The following is a 21,730-nucleotide window of genomic DNA, read 5'->3' as shown; positions in this document are numbered from 1 at the left end:
GTCGGGGATCTTGCTTAGAGAATAATCAATAAAAAAATCCCAATCCCTAATCGCCAAAACAATTATCCAATAAATCAACAATTTTGTCATAGTCAAACTGAGCCGCCATTCCCAACACTTCAAGGGCAAAGGGAATATAATCTGGATTAATATCTTGCAGTCGCATCGTTTCCTCCTCAACCCCAGCAACATCCCCCAGACTCGCCGCTTCATAGAGAAGCCTTAACTCCTCCTGAGTCGGAATTACGCGATCGCCTGATTCCAAATACGAGTTAGAGGGTTCAGCTTTATCTTCATAAATCCATGACATATTTAAATACACTTGAACTTTCTGTAACAACTCTTCGGTGGCAATTGGCTTGGTAATAAAATCAGTACAGCCAGCCTCTAAACTCTCAACGCGGTTAGTGGCAAAGGCATTAGCAGAAATGGCAATAATTGGTGTTGTGTTAAACTCAGAAATTTGACGCAATTCTTGCGTCATCTGATGTCCATCCATCACAGGCATAACAATATCAACCAGAATCAAATCCGGTTGCCATTCCCTCGCGTTCTCTAATCCCTCTTGTCCATTCTCGGCTTCTTGGATTTCAAAACCAATGGGTTCTAAAACACTCCTGAGAACCGCGCAATTTTCCCAGCGATCATCTACAATCAAGATTTTACGTTTAGCACCAGTATACCCCACAATTGTATCCAGGGGTTTTGCTGGAATAAACTTGGCTGAAGAAGAGACTTCCGGTAAATCCACCTCAAACCAGAATTTACTGCCTACGCCGGGATGACTTTCAACCCGAATTTGGCTTCCCATCAAGGCGATGAGTTTCTTAGTAATTGCTAATCCTAATCCGGTGCCTTCATGGTGACGAGAAGTTTCCTTAATTTGCTCGAAAGGTAAGAATATTTTCTCTAAGTCTTCGGCACTCATGCCAATTCCCGTATCTTCAACCTGGAAGCGGATTTTGTCATTTGTCATTTGTCCTTGGTCATTTGTCATTTGTCCTTTGTGAATTATATTTACTGTAAAAGTGACAGTCCCTGTATCGGTGAATTTAACCGCATTAGAAAGCAGGTTCATTAAGATTTGACGCAGGCGCTTTTCATCCCCATGAACGATTTGCGGTATATGGGTAGGAGGATTGTAGTTAAAGGTGATATCTTTTTGAATGGCTTTGAGGCGAAATATTTCACAGAGTCCGACGAGGAATGAGGGAAAATGAAAGTCTTCGGGATAGAGTTCCAGTTTCCCCGCTTCCACTTTCGACAGGTCTAAAATATCGTTAATCAGGGTGAGTAAGTGTTCACCGCACTGGTGGATGATTTCAATTCCGTCCTTTTGTTTTTGGGTTAAATTGGAATTGGTTTTGAGAATTTGAGCATAGCCTAAAATACCATTCAGAGGTGTGCGAAGTTCATGACTCATTGAGGCTAAGAACGCACTTTTGGCACGATTTGCGGCTTCGGCGGCGTCTTTGGCTTGGGCTAATTCGATCTCGGTTTTCTTAAGTTCCGTAATATCAATTTCAATCCCATCCCAAACGGTGCGTCCATCGACTAAACGACGGGGGGCAGAACGTACATAAGACCATCGAATATCACCGCTAGGTGTTCGCTTCCGCATCTGCATCTCATAAATCGAAAGATTACGCCAGGATTCTTCATTAAGTTGGTAATTTAGCTGACGATCTTCGTCAACAATTAGGTTAAATAAAACACTAGCATCCTGGATAATTACCTCTGGTTTAATGCCGACTAATCGTTCAATCCCGGCGGTGATGTAGGAGAAGTAAAACTGACCATTGGGTTCTCGAACAAGTTGATAAATTAAACCATTGGGCAGATTATCGGCTAGAGTACGCAATTGGTATTCGCGCTCTTGTATGGCTAGTTCTGCCTGTTTGCGTTCGGTAATATCTTTACCAATTCCCACTGTAGAACCATCGGGTAAGCGAATATTTGCCCAAGTAATTTCCAGAACTTCGCCCCTGCGGGTTTGAGTCTGAAAGTCTTGCCAAGTGCCATCGGCTTTGAGCATAAAGTCTAACACTGAGGTGCGATAGTCTGGGTCAGGATAAATCTCTGCCATAATATCAATATCTCGCATTTCTGCCAGTGACCATCCCAATGTTTGCTCCAATGCTGGGTTAATGAATTCTACCTCAACCCCTTCTTTATAGAAACACAACAGGATTGGGATAGAATCAAAAATCGTCTGGAGAATTTCTTTTTGCTGACTCAATGCCAGTTCAGCCTGTTTGCGATCGCTAATGTCTCGGAGAATGGCGGTACAGATAATTTCGCCATTGATGTCTAGCTTAGAAATTGAGGCTTCCATAGGAAACTCTGTCCCATTCCGGCGGCGACCAAACAGTTCATTGCGTTCTCCCATTTGTCGGGCTTTACCCGCATATTGGGCAAAATTAGTAACATGTTGGCGGTGAATTGTAGCGGCGCGAGGGGGTAAGAGTAAATCTAGAGATTGACCTAATATTTGATCTGCCTTGTAACCAAACATTTGTTCTGCACCCTGATTGAATAGGATAATCCGTTGTTCACTATCCACGGAAATAATCCCATCTTTGGCAATTTCTAGAATCCCGGCAAATCGCGCTTGAGAGGCGGCTAGAGCCAGTTCAGCTTGTTTGCGATCGCTAATATTTCGGGTGAGGGCAATCACTTCATTTTGATTCAGGGGAACCATTCGCGCCTCGAAGTATTGTTCCTCTTGATTTAGGGGTAAAGAATACTCAACACTGACTAGGGATTTAGTTGTCAAAACTTGCTGAATCGCGGCATAGAGTTTTTCTCCTGCATCAGTCGGGAATACCTCTTGAATTTTATGGTTAACAAATGAGTCCGGTGAGGTATATAATGCCTGATAGTTTTTGGTGCGAAAATCCAGAATTGTGCCATCCGCCGCCAGCCGAAATAGGATATCAGGAAACGCATCAAAAATGGCTTGCATTTCCTGGTTTGTTTGCCGCAATTGAGTTTCCACCTGTTTCAATTCGGTGAGATTCCGACAATTGACGACAACGCCAGAAATCTGCTGATTTGCATCCACATAAGGGATATAGGTGACGCTAATAAACTCCTGTTTCCCTCCCGGATAGTCAAACCATTCTTGATAGTTTATGGTTTCTCCCGCCAGACAGCGATCTAAATTGGGTTTAATTACCTGTACAAACACCTCCTCTCCCAGCAAGTTACTCACCGAATGTCCGACAATTTCGTCATAGTGTTTTTGATTCCAATCCAGATAGGCTTGATTGACAATTTGATAGGTGTAATCCCGATCAACCAAGGAAATGGCATCAGTTGTTGATGACACAATCCGTTCATAGCGTCGCAAGGCGTCTTCGGCTTCTTTGAGTTCAGTGATATCTTGAGAGGTTCCCAAGATCTTAATCACCTGGTTATTTTCATCCCGTTCAAATACCACTTCCCGTGACAGTAACCAACACCACGAGCCATCTTTGTGGCGAAATCGACTCTCGGTGGTTAAGATATCGCTATCTGATGCCGTGTGCCAAAAGTTCAGGTTGCGCTCAATTAACGGTAAGTCATCAGGATGCAAGGTATCCAGGAAAAACTGCATTCCTCGTCCAACAATTTCTGCGGGAGTGTAACCCAATATATCCAGAGATTGTCGATTAATATAGAGATCGGTTTCCGCCGTGGGGTCAAACAGATAAAGCAGTTGCGGCGAAGCATTAATGATTTTTTCGATAAACCGTTGATTTTCCTTGAGTTGGAGTTCAATCTGTTTGCGATCGCTAATATTAAGAGCTGTGCCAATTAATCGATAGATGCGGGAGTTGCTGTCTTTCAGTGGCGTTAAATTACTAATCCACCAAGAGTCTTTCCCATTAACCTGTAGCGAATGTTCATAGGTAATTTTCTCTCCCGCCGCCAGACAGCGACGATACCGTTGACACACCGCCTCGGCAATGTCTGGTGTTAATACCTCATGTGGCGTTTTCCCTTTTATTTCTGAGTTACGAAGACCGGACATCCGTTCATGGGTGGGATTAATGCTAACATAGCGAAACTCACCGTTTTCCAGAACATCAACGATAAAGACAGCCGCTTCAATGCCTTCGTAAATACTGCGTAAAAACGCTTCGCTTTCTCGTAAGGCTTCCTCCGTTTGCTTCCGTTCCGTGATATCCTGGGCGACAACCATCCCAGCAATAATCTCTCCCGCCTCATCTCGCACCGCCCGCGTTTGCACCAGTTGAATCCGATTTCGATAGGGCATTTCCAGGGTTTTTTCTATCCCCGCTAAAGCCTCACGATACAGGGTTTCAACTACCGCACATTCTTGCTCAGATAACACCTCCCAAATCGTTTGTCCTTCTAAGATATTTCGACTATATCCTGAGCCTGAGCGACCTAATCCTTGACCATCTGCGACTAAATACCGGAGTTCGTGATCAAACAAGAAAATTGCCCCATTAGGGAAATTTTTTGCCATAGTACGGTAGAGTTGTTCACTATAGCGTAGGGCGTCTTCCGCTCGTTTGCGATCGGTAATATCGGTAATCATCCCTAAGGTTCCCGTACATTGTCCCGATGTATCACAAATCGGAGTCGTAGCGATTAACGTCCACAAATCTGAACCATCATTGCGGCGGAACTTAAATTCGTGCTTTTCATGAATTCCCTGACGGCGACGTTCTAAATTCCGGGTAGCCATGGCTTTCCCCGCTTCATCCATAAAAGCAAACATGGGTTGTCCCAGCATCTGCTCCACTGAACACCCCAACATTTGCGCCATTTTCGGGTTAACAAATATCGTATTTCCGTTCATGTCGATACTCCAAATTCCCTCATCGGCGGTTTCGACAATGCGACGATATTCTTCCTCTTGCTCTCGTAAGGATTCCTCCGCTTGTTTGCGCTCAGTAATATCAATTAAATACCCCACACACTCTATGGGAGTCCCAGTTTCATCCTGAACCAAGCGCAGTTGAGTGGTGAGCCAATGATACGTACCATCCCCATGTTGGAAACGGTATTCGTAAGTACAATGTCCCTGAGCAAACAGTTGCGGTATAACCTCGTTCATCACCGCCTTATCCTCTGGGTGAACTCGCTCACACCAAAACTGGGCATTGTGGATAAACTTCTCAGCATTATAGCCAAGAATTGTACTAGCATTTTCACTCATAAACGTGGCGGAGTAATCGCCTTCAATTTGAGAACTAAAAATAACCGCAGGACTCGCGGTGAGCAGATATTGTAAGCGTTCTTTGATCGATTGAAGTTCTAACTCCGCTTGTTTGCGTTCGGTAATATCTTCCGCAACTCCGACAAACCGCAAGGGTTCTCCCGCCTCATTCCGCACCACCGAAACATCGGCGATAATCCAGCGTTGTTCACCATTAGGTTGAATAATCCGATACTCCCGCTTCACTGAATGTCCTTGAAACTGTTGGTTAAGGGAATTGAGAACCAACGGACGATCTTCTGGATGTACCGCCTCTATCCAGGATTCTGGGTGTTGATATAGACTTTCACAAGAACGTCCCCAAATCGTTTCGTAGGCGGGACTGACGTACAGAAACTCACCAGAATTGGCGGAGCGGACAAAGAAGAACTGACTTACGGTTTTGGCAATTTCTTGGAAGCGGTTTTCGCTCCTGATTAAGGCTTGTTCAAACTGCTTACGTTCGGTGATATTTTGGGTGACAACCATCCCGGCGATGATGGTTCCAGCATCATTTCTCACCGCCGTACTCTGACATAAATAAGTGAAGTCTCCAAAGCTAATTTCTTGAGTCTGCTCAACTCCAGCTAACGCAGCATGATAGAGTGGCTCCACCAAGGCACAATTTTCTGGCGGTAAAACCTCCCAGAGGGTTTTCCCCAGCAAGGCTTCCCCGCGATGTCCGGCTTCTGTCAACGCCTGACCATCCGCCACCAGATAGCGTAGGTTAGGGTCAAACAGGAACATGGCTCCATTGGGGAAGTTCCTCGCCATGGCGCGATACAGGTATTCACTGGTACGGAGAGCGTCTTCAACCTGTTTGCGATCGCTAATATCCCGCGCTACCCAAATTACCGCCTGATCGGACAAAGGCGCAATGGAGATAGTCAACCACATCTCGTGGTTATCGAGGGTTAAATTATAGTCAAAATAAAGGGGTTGCTGGCTATCCAGTACCTGTTGCACTTGGGTAAATAAAAGTTCCCCTGGGTCTTGAAAAAATTGCTCGACAATGACATTCAGTAAGTTAATGTCTTCCGGGGACAAGTAGGTTCGCTTTGTCGGTGCAACGTTGATATTTTTTTCAGCATCAATCATCAGGACAATATCGTTAATCGCTTCAAAAATCGTCCGAATTTGCTGCTCAGAACTATACAGCTTACCTTCGAGTAACTGACGCTCCGCCATTTCTCCCTTTAATCGTTCGTTCGCGTCCCTTAATTCAGCCGTCCGTTGAGCGACATTGGCTTCTAGAATCCGATGGTAATTCCGTTGCAGTGCCTCGGCTTGCTTGCGCTCGGTGATATCAAAAAAGGCTACAATTGCGCCAATAATTGTCCCATTTTTATCCAATAGTGGTGTTCCATAGGCTTCCACAGGAATAATCTGATTCCGTTGATGAATCTCCAGATCATCCACTATCATTTGTTCCCGATTAAGGGCGCGAACGGCAGGCAGATTTTCTACCGGATACAACTGCTGGGTGTCGCTCTGATAAATCTGATAGGTTATAGCTAAGTCCTCGATTTTGGCGTCGGGTAATGTCTCAATTTCTAGTAACTCTTTTGATTTTTGATTGGCATAGGTCAATTGTCCAGTTACATCATGAACTGATATGCCGACGGGTATGGCTTCTAGAATTTGAGTTAGGTTATGTTCACTTTGGCTTAAGGCTTGATTGGAGGCTTGCAGTTCGGTAAAATACTGGCGTAATTGTGCTGCCATTGTCTGAAATGAATTTGCCAGTTGACCGACTTCATCCTGACGGTTAATCGGGACTGATTGCTGCCATTCTCCCCGCGCGATCGCGTCAGCGGCTAGATTTAACTGAAGAATCGGTTTTGTCACCCAGCGAGCGGTACTAATTCCCAGTAAAATAGACACAATTAATGCCGCAATACACAATGCGATCGTGGTGCGTGTATTGGCATAAATCTCTGCCATAAAGTCCGATTCAGGAACAACGGTGACAATCAACCAATTCAACCCAGATTGCTCCTGGATGGGGTTAATTTGCAGGAAATAGCGATTGTCGTTAAAATTAAACTTAAATTTTTGAGCCTGTTTAATTTTAGACCAGTGATTCACCTGATTCAAGAGAACGTTGACAGAGGCTTTAGTCAGAGAATTCCTACTATTTTGAGCAGGTAGCCTCCAGTCTTGAGGATTTAATTTTTTGAGATAATCTGAATCCAAACCTGGCTTAAACGGAATTTCCCCCGTAGAACTAGCAACCAGTTCTCCTTTTTGATTAATAATGAAAACTTGACCTGCTTGACCAACTTCCACACCCTCTAGAAACTCAGCCAACTCAGGCACAAAAAGGGTAGCTGACACAACCCCTTGAAACGTCCCATCTGAGTCATTAAATGGAAAAAAATTAGCAATCATTAATAGGGGTTGATCAACACCCTGGGATAAAGTAACAACCGGACGCCAAATTCCTTTACCTGCTTGCTTTGTCGCGGGATACCAAGCCTCACCTTCGGGTGGATCATTGTGGGGATCAATTTCATATCTATATGGGGTGCGTTTCAGTCGCTTTCCCTGAAGATTGGCAGTATACCTGTGAAAGGTGTAGTTTGTCGATTGATCAAGAACACGGATAATTAAAGAATCACTTGCTAATGATTTTCCTACAGTTAGAAAGTCTTTTTCTTCAGTAGCAATTCCTATACCACTTACTGTGCTATGAATTTGCAGTTGTTGGGCGAAGTAGCGTTCTAAACCCGGAAAATTTTTCCAGTCTATAACCCCAGTACGAATAGCAGCGGCAAGGTTTTGAGTAACCTGGTGAGGACTCTCTAAATAATGGTACACATTTTGTTCGACGCGCTTGTCTACCTCATCGATTAACTGATAGGCTAAGTTGTCAACTGTCTTTTGACCATTACGATAGGAAAGATATCCAACCAATCCCACCGTTCCGACAATTTGCAGGACAAACGGAACAATAATAACGGTTCTCAGAGGCAGGTTTCCGGCAACATTAGCTAGGAATGATTTTAGGGATTGAGCAGGATGTAGCATACTTTGTCATTTGCCATTTGTTATTTGTGATAATTGAACGGTTAGGTCAGGGCGGGTTTTGTTACATCAGGGTGACAACGAAATGTTAATGGTAAAACCCGCCCCTACAAAAGATGTTTCATCAGAACGTCTCTTCTCCCCCATCTCCCAGACGCGCCATGGCGCGTCTCTACATTGCTTCCCCAGCTTCCCTATCCTTATCAATCTTGGCGAAAGAAGGCACAGATTGGGCTTACTATTGGGTAGTTGCCCCTGTTGGGTTCACTACCTTCTGACACATGACTGAAGGATCACATCGCATTCAGACGAGTCGTCTGATACTATTTACAACGCTTTGGCTAACCTTATTTATATTATCGGTTAAAGTTTCTGCTGCTTGGGCGACGCGATCGCTGAGTCTTATGGCAGAATCGATGCAGACGTTATTGGTTAGCTTCAGTACCCTGCTGAGTTTATATAAGCTAATCGCCCATGAGCATCCCATCCGGCGATCGGTGTATGGTCATGGTAAATGGGAAACCCTGATCCTATTTTTGCTGATTGGCTTTCTGGGGTTTACCGGATTAAATGTCTGGGGAATGTCAGCGCAACAATTATTGAACCAACCGTCAGATGAGTGGTTGACGTTTCCGGTGCGAGTGAGTTTACCCCTAATTCAATTACTCGCCGTTGTGATCATTACCAGTTTAGGATTGGCATTAGTTGGACGGTATCAAGGGAAACAACTGAGAAGCGCTGCCTTAGGGTTTAATGCTCGACAACTGTTGTTGGATGTTTGCCTGACTCTGGTTGTACTCCTGGGATTTTTGGGCGTCGAGGCGGGGTTAGTCTGGCTGGATGTAGTGCTAGCCATTGTCCTGGTTCCCGTGGCGGTGAGGAATTGCTGGCAAGTGATCAACTGGCAATTTCCCCTACTGGTTGAGCAAACCGCGATCGCTCCCGAAATTCTAGCGCAAATTGCTCATCAAGTTGGCGGAATTACACATTGTTATCATATTCAGTCACGAGGCGTTGTCGGGCGTTATGTGTATATTCAAATGCACCTGATTATCCATCCTGAATTTGCTGGCGTCACCTCTTTACTGGTGGAACGAATTAAGGGCATGATTGAGGAAGAATATGGTCCGGTGCAGGTGACATTTTATATTGAGGATGACTTTACGGTGGCGGCAAATCGTCAGCGTTCAGGGTTAATGTCTGATCAAAATCATGATAGTCAAAATAATCCTGAGTTCGGCGATTGGTAATTTGTCGTCATTAGTCATTAGTCATTTGTCAGAATCATGTCCGGTTGAATAAGCTGTTCGGCATTTAAACCTTAATATCAATAATGGCGCAATCCTTGCCGTAGTGCGTTTAGCGAAGCCATGCCGCAGGCTTTAGCGAAGCCATGCCGCAGGCTTTGCATCTTGCTCGCTACATCAAGCATCTTGCTCGCTACATCAAGCATCTTGCTCGCTACTATAGCAGTAGACACATCGATTAGGACTTTCGGCACCATTGTAGAGACGCGCCATGGCGCGTCTCTACATAAATGATGTGTCCTAACCGCTATGGCGGTTGCTATAATACCCAATTTAAATGCATGACAGCTTACCCCTAATTACGGTGATGGGGAGTAGGGGCTTGGGTTTTGGAGTCCGTACATTTTTAGTAGGGGTGATGGGTCTGGACATGATATCATTTGCGATAATTGAACGGTTAGGTTGGGGCGGGTTTAGTTACATCAGGGTGACAACGAAATGTTAGTAGTAAAACCCGCCCCTACAAACAGATGTTTTATCGGAACGCCTCTTTTCCCCCAGCTTCCAGACGCGCCATGGCACGTCTCTACATTGCTTCCCCTGCTTCCCCTGCTCTTGATAACTGATAACTGCTCACTGATAACTGATAACTGATAACTCCCCCTGCTTCACCCATCTCCCTCATCTCCCTTATCTCCCTTATCTCCCTTATCTCCCTCATCTCCCTCATCTCCCTCATCTCCCTCATCTTCCTCATCCGGAAGAGTAATATTATACTTTTCTAATTGATCCTGTAACTTAGCCTCCCGTTCCTCCATTTGTTGCTGTTGGAGTTTTAACTCAATTTCCAAGGCTTGAATATTTTCGCGACGGGCTTCCATTTCAGCACGCTGACGAGTTAAATCTTGACTTTGTAACGTCAAATCTTGTCGCCATTGTTCGGTGCGGGTCACTTCTTCCTGTAAGAACATGGGGGTAATTCCGATAGTTAGATATCGGTGGACGAAGTTTAATACCCACTCCTTGGCAGATTGAATATCCAGAACCTCTTGATTGTCAGAAATATCTACCAACACTAACGATCCTTGATGAAAGGCGTTCGCACCATCCAGCGAAATGCTTTCTGGTGGATTAATGACTGCCCAGCAATCATCCGATTCTTGACGGGCTAACAATTGGAGTTTAATGCTGCCGTCTTTGTCATTTTTTTGCACTTCACCCAGATGTAGCATAGCTTGTTAGTTGTTGGTCGTTAATGAGCAAGGAATTGATTTTCACGAAGGAGTGACATCCTCCCACACCAAATCAAAGATTATGGTGTGGGCTTCCCCAAATCACTTTGAGGATTTCCTGGTTTTTCCCCTTGAACCTCTTTTAACTTGGGAAATTCCTTCTTAGCTTTGGGCAAATTGTTAAGCTGTTGTATCTCACCAGGAAACTTGGCATCTACTGGAATGATGTACTCTTTTTCCAGGGAGCATCTATCAATCAAGCACTTACGACTATTGCACCAATCCTTTATCTCCCCCAATGCATAGTTGTATGCACGACGACAGATTTCCATCCACTCAATCAACCGTTGTTCTTGAGCAGCGTCTGGATAGATTCGGTAACGATAGTTAAGTGTCAGCATACCAGTCAGTGACATTCGTTTTAAAGTCGCTTTAGGCGATCGCGCAAAATTTCGGCTTGATGCATAGACTCACTCAATGCATCCTTAGCACCCTGAACAATAGGGGCGGGGGCTTTATTGACAAAGTTTGGATTCGCCAAACGACTCGACAGAGATTTGACTTCAGCATCGATTTTACTGAGATCTTTGTCTAACTTAGCGCGAAGTGTTTCGACATCAACTAATCCGGCTAGAGGAATAATCAGTTGAACAGTGCCAATTACGCCTGCCATTGTGGTTTTGAGTTCTTCGGTTAAGGCTGGCACAATCGTCAAGGTATCGACTTTACCTAAGTCTTGCAGGTAGGATTCACCCTTCTGTAAAATATCACGTTCATCCGGATTTTCGCTTTGCAAAATCACCGGGGCTTTTGTCTTCGGTTTCACACCCGCTTCAGCACGCAAGTTACGGATGGTGCGGATTGTACCAATGAGTAACTCGAACTGCTTTTCTAGGTCTTGATTGATAGGAAATGCACCGGGTTCGGTTTCCGAGTCGGGTAGCGCGGGATAGGGTTGTAGCGCTAAACACTCGTCTGTTTTTTGCGTTAAAGTATGCCAGATTTCTTCGGTAATATGCGGCATAAACGGATGCAATAGTTTCAGGATACCATCGAGGACGTGCGCCAGGGTTTGCTGGGCAATGTGCCGTGATTGGGTTCCCTTTTGGCGCAACCGTTGTTTAACCAGTTCGATATACCAGTCACAAAAGTCACCCCAGATAAAGTCATAGAGCCCCTTGGCGGCTTCTCCTAAACCGTACTGATCGAAATCCTGACGGGTTTGAGTGACGACTTGATAAAAGCGCGAGAGAATCCAGCGATCGCATAATTCTAATGTATCCCGTTCCTGTGCCAATGGCGAACCCAAGACTTGAGGCGATTTCCCATCCAGGTTCATCATCACAAACCGCGCCGCATTCCAGAGTTTATTGGCAAAGTTGCGCGAGGCTTCTACGGATGCCGATTCATCGGTTTGGCGATTATACTCTAAACGAATATCTTGACCTGCACCCGCGACTTCCCGGATTAAGGTATAGCGTAGCGCATCGGTTCCATATTTCTCGATCAGAAGCAGCGGATCAATACCATTATTTGCCGACTTGGACATCTTTTTGTTATTTTCATCCCGGACTAAACCGTGGATATAAACGGTTTGGAATGGCATTTGATCGGTAAAGTATCCGCCCATCATCGTCATTCGGGCAACCCAGAAAAAGATGATATCAAAGCCTGTAACTAATACGGTGGTAGGATAGTACGTCTCTAAATCTGGTGTCTGTTGGGGCCAGCCCATGGTGGAGAAGGGCCACAAGCCGGAGGAAAACCAAGTGTCGAGGACATCGGGGTCTTGGATGAGCTTGACAGATTCGCCAAATTGTGATTTCGCTTTTTCTAAGGCTTCGGCTTCACTGTGAGCCACGATAAAGGGAGTATTATCAGTAATTTGTCCCCCGGTTTGACTCACCGCATACCAAGCCGGAATTTGATGTCCCCACCAGAGTTGACGCGAAATACACCAGTCTTCTAATTTAACTAACCAGTCCCGGTAAACTTTTGTCCAGCGATCGGGGACAAAATTGGGGGAGTGATGCTGATCCAGCGATTCCAGCGCTTTATCCGCCAGGGGACGAATCTTGACGAACCATTGGGTGGATAATAGGGGTTCAACGGGGACTTTGCCGCGATCGCTATAGGGAACGGTATGATGATAGTCTTCAACTTTAACCAGACAGCCATCTGCCTCTAGTCGCTGCACCACATTTTTCCGGGCGACAAATCGGTCTTGTCCTTGAAACTCGCCCGCATTTTCATTCAGCGTGCCATCTTTATTCAAAATATTAATAAAGGGCAAGTCATGGCGTTTGCCCATCTCAAAGTCATTAGGATCATGGGCGGGTGTAACTTTGACGCATCCCGTACCGAAACTAGGGTCAACCAACTCATCCCCAACCACCGGAATCTCTCGCCCCATAATCGGCAAGGTCAAGGTTTTGCCAATTAAATGCTGATAGCGTTCATCATTGGGATTCACCGCCACGGCTGTATCCCCCAGCATGGTTTCCGGGCGAGTTGTCGCCACTTCCACTGACCCATTTCCCTCACTCAGGGGATAACGAAAATGCCACAGATGACCATTAACCTCCTTATTTTCCACCTCCAAATCCGAAACCGCCGACTGGGATTGGGGACACCAATTCACCATATATTCACCCCGGTAAATCAGTCCGGTGTCATAGAGTTGGACAAAGGCTTCCAGCACAGCATTAGACAAGCCTTCGTCCATGGTGAACCGTTCCCGCGACCAATCCACCGACACGCCTAAGCGACGCAATTGGTTAACAATCCACCCCCCTGATTCTTCTTTCCATTGCCAAGCGCGATTTAGATAGGTTTCCCGTCCTACCTCTTGACGAGTTTTGCCTTCGGCTTTCAGTTGCCGATCTAAGATTGTGGACACGGCAATACTGGCATGGTCAGTTCCCGGAACCCACAGCGTATTAAACCCTTTCATTCGGTTATAGCGAACCAGGATATCCATAATGGTTTGTCCCAAGGCGTGACCCATGTGCAGGCTACCTGTGACATTGGGCGGTGGAATCACCATGGAATAGGGTTCACCACCTTGTTCGGGGTGGGCTTGAAAGACGCCCTGTTCTTCCCAAAACCGCTGCCACTTGGCTTCGGTCGTGGTGGGATCATATTGAGTGGGTAGGGAGGGAGTGGTTGCTGTCATGGAAATCTTGGGTTTTACGTTTAATTTTGCCATACCCGACGACGGGGTTTGGGGTTCACCGAGGTTAACGTCAAAAAATAGATGAATTAAGTCTTGTTATTTTTTCAGACCACGGTAAGATATAAAAGCCTCAAGCCAAGACCCGATTATACATAAGCAAGAGGCAATTGCCTTTGTGCCTTATAGGTGTTAGCTGATGAAACACACCCTTTCAGTTTTAGTTGAAGATGAAGCTGGCGTCTTAACTCGCATCGCTGGTTTATTTGCCCGTCGCGGCTTCAATATTGAAAGTCTCGCCGTTGGTCCTGCGGAAAAAGTTGGGATTTCCCGGATTACGATGGTAGTGCCTGGGGATGAGCGATCGATTGAGCAACTCACCAAGCAACTCTACAAGTTGATCAATGTGATCAAGGTTCAAGAGATTACCACGACTCCTTGTGTGGAACGGGAATTAATGTTGATCAAAGTCAACGGCACCAGTTCCACGCGATCGGAGATCATTGAACTTGCCCAAGTATTCCGGGCTCGGGTGGTCGATATTGCCGAAGATTCCCTGACCATTGAAGTTGTGGGAGACCCTGGAAAAATGGTCGCGATCGTCCAGATTTTGAGCAAGTTTGGACTTCGGGAAGTCGCCCGGACAGGAAAAATTGCCCTAATCCGCGAATCCGGTGTCAATACCGAATATCTCAAGTCCCTAGAAGCCAAAGTCTAGCTGAAAACCCGAACCCCCCATCAATCTGAACCTGTAGAGACGCGCCATGGCGCGTCTATCGGTATCATGGCGCGTCTATCGGTATGAGGCGAGGGCATCACGTTGTCCTTTGAGGATAACCTAACCTTATCTCCCCTATATCCCCCATCTCCCCCATCTCCTCCTGCTTTTGATCACTGATAACTGCTCACTGCTCACTGATAACTCCCCCTGCTCTAAGAATCCGGTTGCTCGATCGCCTGTGCCACCTGCAACGCTTCAATCAGTTGAGCCATAGCATATTCTAAATGAGCGCCAGCATCAACCGCCACCCAACCATCAGTGGTTTGATGACGCCATTCAAAGTGGAGATGGGGACCCGTGGAAAATCCGGTGCTACCAACCAGCCCAATCACATTACCCTGATCCACCGATTCACCCGGTTGCACAAAAATTTCTGACAGGTGAGCATAACGGCTTTCCTGAGTCCCTTCCTCATGGCGCAAAATCACCGTGAGTCCGTAGCCACCTAAGTAATCAGCCGTAGCCACCTCACCCGGAGCCACCGCCAAAACGGGTGTCCCCGTCGGGGCAGCGATATCTGTACCCGCATGGAAACGAGATGTCCCCGTAATCGGATGGGTGCGCCACCCGAATGCTGAGCTAATTGCCGACGGAATGGTTAAGGGGAAAATAAAGCTGGCATTACCGACGATAGTACGTCCCTGGGGTCGGTTGGAGAAATTATAGTAAGTCAGACCCGTGGGAGTGGTTTTGGATGATGCCGTTGGGGATAGAGAGGAGACGGGAGGACGGCGAGTAAACTGTCTGCCCCCAGAATTGCCAGACACTGCAACCCTTTGAACTGACCGGACTGGGCGTCTCACACTGGCATTAACCGCAACTGGAGGTGTAGGAAGTCGAGTTGCGGCTCCACCAGTTCCTCCCTGAGGTTGAGGGGGTTGAGGTTGAATCCGCCCTGCCACTGTTCGTGATGTTGGCGTCGCTTGACCCCCACAACTCCCACTCGTTAATCGTCCATTGCGCGACACGGTTTGACACCCTGTTGACCGCTCAGTCACAACCACAGTGGGTTTTTCCGTTCCCTGTGTTGCCCCCAGACTGTAGTTCGTCGAATCAATATAGCTATTATTCGGCGCGGCTGGGGTTTGAGTTGCCGTTTGAGCGGGGGACGGATTAACAATAACTTTTGGGGGTTTGGCTAAGGTAGCGGGAGCCGGAATGGATAAATTCGGCGCGTTCAGTCTCGGTTTTGCCGCTGGAGGTGTCGCCACTCTGGGTGTCGGTGCAGCCGGAGCCGGAGCTGGGGCTGGAGGCTTGCTAACGGTAACTGGTGCAGGAGCAGCAGGTTTAGGGGCTGGGGGAGCAGGGGGACGGTAGGCAGGTTTAGGCGCTGGCGCTGGCGGTGCAACAATAGCTTGTGGCGCAGCAGGTTTAGGCTGGGCGGGAGGTGCTGGGGGCGGCGGGGTAAATTTAATCGCTGGGGGAGCAGGCGGTGCGGCTGGGGCTGCGCCTGTGTCGATTGGTGCATCGGTTTGAGCAACAACCAAACCACTACTGAGAACACCAAGTCCTCCCATCACACTGATACCCTGCTTCAGCCAGGGATACCGATAAAATACGCCCGTTGGGGTGGAATTGGCGACGGTTTGTTTATTCATTTGCGACTCACTCCTCATGGCTCACTCTTAGTCAATATTGAGTAAAATTTTCAGTCAATTTAAGGGTATTTATATACCTTCTCGTGACAGTCCTGACCTTTATGGCAACAGGGATAATTAGGCAAGAATACCGATTCATTCATTCCAACAAGTTATAAACTGAACCCAGTAACATTTGGCGTTTGGACTCAAGGCAGATCTTGAGAATAGCCCAGACTAATTGTACCGGGCTTGAGGTGAATTTCGGGACTGATGGTGGTATCAGCATTTGTATCCATTGCCTGTGCTGAGTTTACGCTAACTCTTAGATCACCCGTTGACGTGACGCCTTTAACGATGCCACGATGTCCGTTGACCTGAATCGAGACTCCCTGATGAAACAGTAACCTTTGATAGGACAACCGTAAATTATCAATGCCTGATTCTAACCCGTAGTGGTATCCCGATCGCAATCCCTGGATCACGATTGCGGCTAACATTTCCAGGGAGGTTACGGATGGACTCATGGATTGAGTCGTAAAAAAGGATTGTAAATTAATCCCTGTTTCTGGCACAGGATTGCTCCAGTTAATGCCTACACCAATCACCGCTTTAGTAATCTGCCCCTGAGACAGTCGAGTTTCGGTGAGAATCCCCCCCAACTTATAGCCCAACAACAGCAGATCATTGTGCCACTTAATCAGGACAGGAATACCATAACATCTCAACGCTGTAGCAATACCCCAAGCGCTGCACATCGTTAGCTGGGCGCTATTGGATGCTTCCACATTCGTGGTTAAAGCCAACGATAAGTATAGCCCACCCTGCTCCGATTGCCATTGCCGTCCCCACTGTCCTCGTCCAGCCGTCTGTTGAGCGGCGATAACAACGGTAGGAGGTGGGGTTCCTCTGTCTAGTAATTCCCAGAGGGTTTGATTAGTAGAGGATAGGCTGTCAAATAAATAGATCGCAAGCTCCCCGATATCTTGAAGTCCTGGGAGTTTAGAACGGGATAGCTGTTGCGTGACGGTTTGGAGGGCTATTTCCAGAGCTTGTTGATCAAGTACCACTACGGCTTAAAGATTAGCTAAGCTAGCCTATTGTACTCCTGAGCTTCCCTTGATGGAATAGTGTTTCCTATGTAAATTTTCTGGGACACAGCAGACAATGAACAATGAACAAAAATCAATGCATACGTGGCACTGGCAAACGTGGGACAACTTACCGTATCTAACCTGTAGCCTTCTCAAACCTTGGCATCACGGCTTCTTCACCTCAGCCTTTTCCCCTCGTACCCCTGACCAAATTGTAGAAGCCCTACAGCCTGAAGCGAATGTTTATCGGGTGCGCCAAGTTCATGGGAATACTGTCCTCACCCCCTCTGAAATTGTTGGTTCAGTCAGTCAAACGGAGACTCAGACGCCGGAAAAACCTGCGGCTGATGGTATCTTCACTGAACACCCCCAGGAAGCTGTCTGGGTTTGCACGGCTGACTGTACGCCTGTGCTGATTGGCGATGAACAAACGGGACGAGTCGCGGCTATTCATGCGGGATGGCGAGGAACGGCGGCTCGAATTGTGCCAAATACGATCGCACGATTCCTAGAAACTGGTAGCCGCCTAGACAATCTGAGGGTTGCCATGGGACCTGCGATCGCGCCAGAAGTGTATCAAGTTTCGGAAACCGTCGCCATAGAAGTCGGTTCTAGCATTATCTCTACAGATAAAACAGATACTTCTGAATCAATTTTGGCTGAATTACAGCAGCTTCCCCATTCCCCAATTTTTGAAGATCCCCATCCAGGGCGAGTACGTTTAGATGTACGGCGGGTGAACGCGATACAACTCGAACAACTCGGCTTACAGGATGAACAAGTCGCGATCGCGCCTCACTGTACCTATCAGCAACCGGAGTATTTCTTCTCCTATCGTCGCACTCAGCAAAAAAAGGTGCAGTGGTCAGGAATTGTCAGTAGATAAAATTGTAGGGGCGCATAGACGTGCGCCCTTACTGGAAAAAACCAATGACCAATGACCAATGACCAATGACCAATGACCAATAATTACATGTCCGACGCTGTCGTTTGACCAATGAACGGTGACAGGTAAGCCACTAACGCCCCTAGCGCAAACGCCAATACATTCCGGAATAAAGGCAACCATTCAGCCGTCCGAGTGACAACTGGACCAATTCCGAAAGCAATGAAGAGAATACCCCACAAGGGAGAAAAGATTAATGCCCATTGCCAAGCCACAAGCTGTCCATCTTTGCGAGGAATCGCGGCAAAGCCCAAAACGACACCACCCACCAAAGAGGTAATCAGGGTGAGAATCCACTGCTCTTGAGGCAAGCCCGGAACAACGTTACATCCACCCTTATTTAGGCAAGTTTTAACCGTATCTAACGCTTGGACAATTGCCTGGTTTTCCCCATTGTCACGCACAAAGTAGAGGTTGCCAAAGCGTGTCTGTAACTCTACCCAAAAGGTACGGGGTAGAAATTGATATAAATCGTCGCCCACATTAAAGCCCAACAGATTACCGCCGCGTGGGTCAGCAATCAGTAAAACACTTTTATCATTGAGTCCCCAGTAATCGCGAACAGCTAAACCGGGTGTACGGTCATATTGGGTGAGTACCCGCAGCTTCCAGCCTGTTTGTGCCTCAAAGGTTTCTATGTCTTGAATTAAGGCTTCTTCCTGAAGCTGGGGGAGCAGGTTCGCCAAGTCAATAATCGGTGTCTGGGTTTCCGGGAGTAGATCGGGGTTGTTATAAGCCTGGGCAGATGGTGCGATCGCCCAAACAGAGCCAGCCAGACAAAACGCCACCAAGATTACCAAAAATCGTTTAAAAAGATCCAGCATTGCGATACACAAAACAATGGACAGGGGTGAGATATCTTAAACGGGAGATAAGATCAGGTTAAGGTAAAGATTTCTTTACACTTGTTTACTTTACTCTAATATTTGGGATTTGTCATTTGTCATTCGTCATACTCAAGGGAGCGAGAAGCAAGCTACGTCATTTGTGATAATTGAACGGTTAGGTCAGGGCGGGTTTAGTTATATCAGGGTGAAAACGAAATGTTAGTGGTAAAACCCGCCCCTACATAAAGATCTTTCATCGGAATGTCTCAGCTTCCCCAGCTCCCCCAGCTTCCCCAGCTCCCTATCTCACCCATCGTCCCCTTGCCGAGAAACAGGAGCATTATCCTGAATCTCCTCATATCTCTCATATTCTTGTTCAACCGTATCCGGATCTGTATCCTGTTGTTGCAAATCAAGAGCTTTGCGCTCAGAGGGGGGTAAACGATCAAGGGAACGACGACTCGCTCCAGGGTTTCTCCAGGTTTTCCAAGCCGCTTTAACACCCGCAACAACGCTACGACTGCCGACTTGGGCTTTTTTCGCCTGATTTTTCGCACCTTTGATACTTTGATCAACTTGCTGCACGACTTGACCCGCGCTTTTAACGCCTTCATTCATATCGTTGCTCAAGTCACTAATTTCTAAACCCGTCAGACGAATCGACTCTAAAGTAGGCGGCAATTCTCGCCGCAGCGTATCTGCCAACTTTTCCACACTACGGGCTGCTCGTGCTAATTCTTGCAGCGCGGGTAATGCTGCCACTAAAACAGCCGTTAAGCTAACTGCGACTAATAAAATAGAGAGTCCGAGCCAAAATAGAGGATCAATCACCGACCGGTTGCCTACACTTGATGATCAGAAACGGACGCGGGTGATTCACTCGCCACGTCCGATTGAGTCGAGTTTAGTTCGTCTCGTGTCCTGGCGGAAGCCTCTTGTCCCGCCGCGATCGCATCTCGCAGTCGGGTCAAGGTTCCATCCCAGTTGCGTAGGGCTGATTCGGAAAGGCGATCGGCTTGTAGTTGTACAGTCGTTGATAGATCTTCGGCTAAATCCGGTAAGGCATCTGTAGATTTTTTCAACAACCGTCGCGTATCCCGCCCTGAACGTGGGGCAATCAGCAATCCGGTGAGGGTGCCAATGACACCCCCCACGACTAAACCCCCAATAAATACTCCAGCACTCTTTTTTGACATCGTTTGGTCTCTATCCTTACACCAATTTTAGGCAGACTTGCTCAGAGAATTTGATGAGAAATATCTGTAATCGTCTGCTCAAGAACGCAGATGGCAGCTCGCTTGTGTTCTTGATAGCTCCCTTTTAACTTGACACTCCCCGTGCTAAAGCAACGGAGATTCTTGGTTCTTTGACTTGCCGTTAGACGACAGGATTGCTCCAACCGCCCAAGAGGGCAAGTCTCCCCAAGCGTAAGTTCCGGTATGTCCTACCGTACTTAATCCTTTTTGCAGGATGTTTAGACTGGCGGCAATGTCCCTGTCTTCAACGTACCCACAGTTGCCACAGACATGTGTTCGTTGGGACAGGGACTTTTTGACCCGATCATGGCACTTTGGGCAATCTTGGGAGGTGTAGTGAGGTGGAACGGCTACCGTCACTTTCCCGTACTTATGCCCAAAGTATTCCAGCCATTGCCGGAACATAGACCAACCAGCGTCAGAGATCGACTTAGACAAGTGGCGATTCTTTACCAACCCTTTCACATTCAAGTCTTCATAGGCTACCAAATCGTTAGACTGGATCACGGAGTACGCTACTCGCTTGCAATACTCTTTTCGCTGCCTACTTACTCTTAAATGCTTCCGTGCATATCGCTTTCTTGCCTTATGATAGTTTCTGGACTGCGGTTTTGCTCCCTTGCGGTACTTCTTTGACTTCTTGCGATTAGCTCGATTGAGTTGTCTTTCCGATTTGCGGTAAAACTTGGGTGACTCCTCTGTGTGACCGTTGGAATCAGCCAGGAAGCCTTGTACAGACGCGCCATGGCGCGTCTCTACCTTCCGGCAATTTTCATAGAAACGGCTGATAGCAGTCCAAGCACGTTCAGCCGATGCTTGACGCGCCTGAGAGTTGAGTTCAGAGGCAAAGCTAAACTCTTTCGCCAATACACTGCAATATTTGTTGAGGTCGTATTTGCTGGCACCTTCGTTGTCCATCCAGTATCGTAAGCATTTGTTTCGGACAAACTGAGAAGTCTGAATCGCCTCATCAATGGCTGCGTATTGAGTTGGTTTGGCTTTTACCTTGAACTCAAAAACTATCATAATCTTGTTTTTGCTTAGGCTGGTTATTATAGCATAAAAACAGAAAATTGTACTAGACTCACAACTAAAATTGCTTGGCTAGACGACTCGCTCGGTTTCATCCCCCCTTTGAAACACAGGGGTTTTCACCTTCGCTACGCTATATATGGAGGGCAATTGGCTTGACTTCTCCTGGGCATAAATGACCGAGGATTGTGACATACTCCTACACCAACCTGAGTACAGGTATGGTGTAGGCTTCCAAGACAATCCGACTATTGTTTAGGAGACTCTTGGCTTTATTAACGACACGGGATGCCCCTCCGCGCCGGAACAATACAAAAGTCTGTTCGT

12 protein-coding genes and 1 pseudogene are annotated in these 21,730 nt (G+C 46.9%); 3 read left to right on the top strand and 10 right to left on the bottom strand.

The features are described from left to right. Window positions 1-46: 46 nt before the first annotated feature. Window positions 47-8,242, bottom strand: a complete 8,196-nt coding sequence (locus RH949_RS08790; protein WP_446352588.1) for a PAS domain S-box protein — start codon at window positions 8,240-8,242, stop codon at window positions 47-49. A 278-nt stretch (window positions 8,243-8,520) separates the two neighbouring features. Here RH949_RS08790 and RH949_RS08785 point away from each other — a divergent pair, with 278 nt between their 5' ends. Beyond that, entirely contained in the window at window positions 8,521-9,489 is a 969-nt protein-coding gene (locus tag RH949_RS08785; protein ID WP_006103684.1) for a cation diffusion facilitator family transporter, read from the top strand. A gap of 665 nt (window positions 9,490-10,154) precedes the next feature. On the opposite strand, the gene RH949_RS08780 is transcribed toward RH949_RS08785, so the two are convergent. From RH949_RS08780 to RH949_RS08770, 3 genes and pseudogenes are all read right to left on the bottom strand, one after another. Beyond that, window positions 10,155-10,718, bottom strand: a complete 564-nt coding sequence (locus RH949_RS08780; protein WP_446352587.1) for a hypothetical protein — start codon at window positions 10,716-10,718, stop codon at window positions 10,155-10,157. Window positions 10,719-10,843: 125 nt separating this feature from the next. Next, window positions 10,844-11,119: pseudogene (locus tag RH949_RS08775) on the bottom strand (helix-turn-helix domain-containing protein); the annotation flags it as partial. A 20-nt stretch (window positions 11,120-11,139) separates the two neighbouring features. Further along, entirely contained in the window at window positions 11,140-13,893 is a 2,754-nt protein-coding gene (locus RH949_RS08770) for a valine--tRNA ligase (protein WP_446352610.1), read from the bottom strand. A gap of 196 nt (window positions 13,894-14,089) precedes the next feature. Between RH949_RS08770 and ilvN the strand changes: the two genes are divergently transcribed. Then, entirely contained in the window at window positions 14,090-14,608 is a 519-nt protein-coding gene (gene ilvN, locus RH949_RS08765) for an acetolactate synthase small subunit (RefSeq protein ID WP_006103562.1), read from the top strand. Window positions 14,609-14,823: 215 nt separating this feature from the next. Here the strand turns inward: ilvN and RH949_RS08760 are convergent, their stop codons facing one another. Beyond that, window positions 14,824-16,269 (bottom strand): M23 family metallopeptidase, encoded by a 1,446-nt coding sequence (locus RH949_RS08760; RefSeq protein WP_006103545.1) that lies wholly within the window; start codon window positions 16,267-16,269, stop codon window positions 14,824-14,826. A gap of 188 nt (window positions 16,270-16,457) precedes the next feature. Then, window positions 16,458-17,318, bottom strand: a complete 861-nt coding sequence (locus tag RH949_RS08755) for a biotin--[acetyl-CoA-carboxylase] ligase (RefSeq protein ID WP_446352586.1) — start codon at window positions 17,316-17,318, stop codon at window positions 16,458-16,460. A 118-nt stretch (window positions 17,319-17,436) separates the two neighbouring features. Here RH949_RS08755 and pgeF point away from each other — a divergent pair, with 118 nt between their 5' ends. Further along, window positions 17,437-18,228: a peptidoglycan editing factor PgeF gene (gene pgeF, locus RH949_RS08750; RefSeq protein WP_044209330.1), complete on the top strand. Its 792-nt coding sequence runs from the start codon at window positions 17,437-17,439 to the stop codon at window positions 18,226-18,228. Between the two features lie 83 nt (window positions 18,229-18,311). On the opposite strand, the gene RH949_RS08745 is transcribed toward pgeF, so the two are convergent. The 4 genes from RH949_RS08745 to RH949_RS08730 form a co-directional block, all read right to left on the bottom strand. After that, window positions 18,312-19,112 carry a TPM domain-containing protein gene (locus RH949_RS08745; protein ID WP_006103642.1) on the bottom strand — a complete coding sequence of 267 codons (801 nt, stop codon included), beginning with the start codon at window positions 19,110-19,112 and terminating at the stop codon, window positions 18,312-18,314. A gap of 309 nt (window positions 19,113-19,421) precedes the next feature. Then, window positions 19,422-19,946, bottom strand: a complete 525-nt coding sequence (locus RH949_RS08740; RefSeq protein ID WP_006103649.1) for a DUF948 domain-containing protein — start codon at window positions 19,944-19,946, stop codon at window positions 19,422-19,424. Window positions 19,947-19,957: 11 nt separating this feature from the next. Continuing rightward, complete coding sequence (locus RH949_RS08735) at window positions 19,958-20,311, bottom strand: YtxH domain-containing protein (protein WP_006103589.1); 354 nt, start codon at window positions 20,309-20,311, stop codon at window positions 19,958-19,960. A gap of 144 nt (window positions 20,312-20,455) precedes the next feature. Next, a complete protein-coding gene (locus RH949_RS08730; RefSeq protein WP_446352585.1) occupies window positions 20,456-21,397 on the bottom strand; it encodes an RNA-guided endonuclease InsQ/TnpB family protein in 942 nt (313 codons plus the stop codon). Window positions 21,398-21,730: the final 333 nt, after the last annotated feature.

Source organism: Coleofasciculus sp. A1-SPW-01, from assembly GCF_040217205.1.
Lineage (GTDB): Bacteria > Cyanobacteriota > Cyanobacteriia > Cyanobacteriales > Coleofasciculaceae > Coleofasciculus > Coleofasciculus chthonoplastes_A.
The sequence above is the reverse complement of the archived record's forward strand: the minus strand, read 5'-3'. Positions and strand labels throughout refer to the sequence as shown.

Coding starts and splice junctions, on each gene's coding strand:
- RH949_RS08735 (WP_006103589.1), bottom strand. CDS start 20,311: ATGTCAAAAAAGAGTGCTGGAGTATTTATTGGGGGTTTAGTCGTGGGG.
- RH949_RS08770 (WP_446352610.1), bottom strand. CDS start 13,893: ATGACAGCAACCACTCCCTCCCTACCCACTCAATATGATCCCACCACG.
- RH949_RS08785 (WP_006103684.1), top strand. CDS start 8,521: ATGACTGAAGGATCACATCGCATTCAGACGAGTCGTCTGATACTATTT.
- RH949_RS08780 (WP_446352587.1), bottom strand. CDS start 10,718: ATGCTACATCTGGGTGAAGTGCAAAAAAATGACAAAGACGGCAGCATT.
- pgeF (WP_044209330.1), top strand. CDS start 17,437: ATGCATACGTGGCACTGGCAAACGTGGGACAACTTACCGTATCTAACC.
- RH949_RS08745 (WP_006103642.1), bottom strand. CDS start 19,112: ATGCTGGATCTTTTTAAACGATTTTTGGTAATCTTGGTGGCGTTTTGT.
- RH949_RS08790 (WP_446352588.1), bottom strand. CDS start 8,242: ATGCTACATCCTGCTCAATCCCTAAAATCATTCCTAGCTAATGTTGCC.
- RH949_RS08730 (WP_446352585.1), bottom strand. CDS start 21,397: ATGATAGTTTTTGAGTTCAAGGTAAAAGCCAAACCAACTCAATACGCA.
- ilvN (WP_006103562.1), top strand. CDS start 14,090: ATGAAACACACCCTTTCAGTTTTAGTTGAAGATGAAGCTGGCGTCTTA.
- RH949_RS08760 (WP_006103545.1), bottom strand. CDS start 16,269: ATGAATAAACAAACCGTCGCCAATTCCACCCCAACGGGCGTATTTTAT.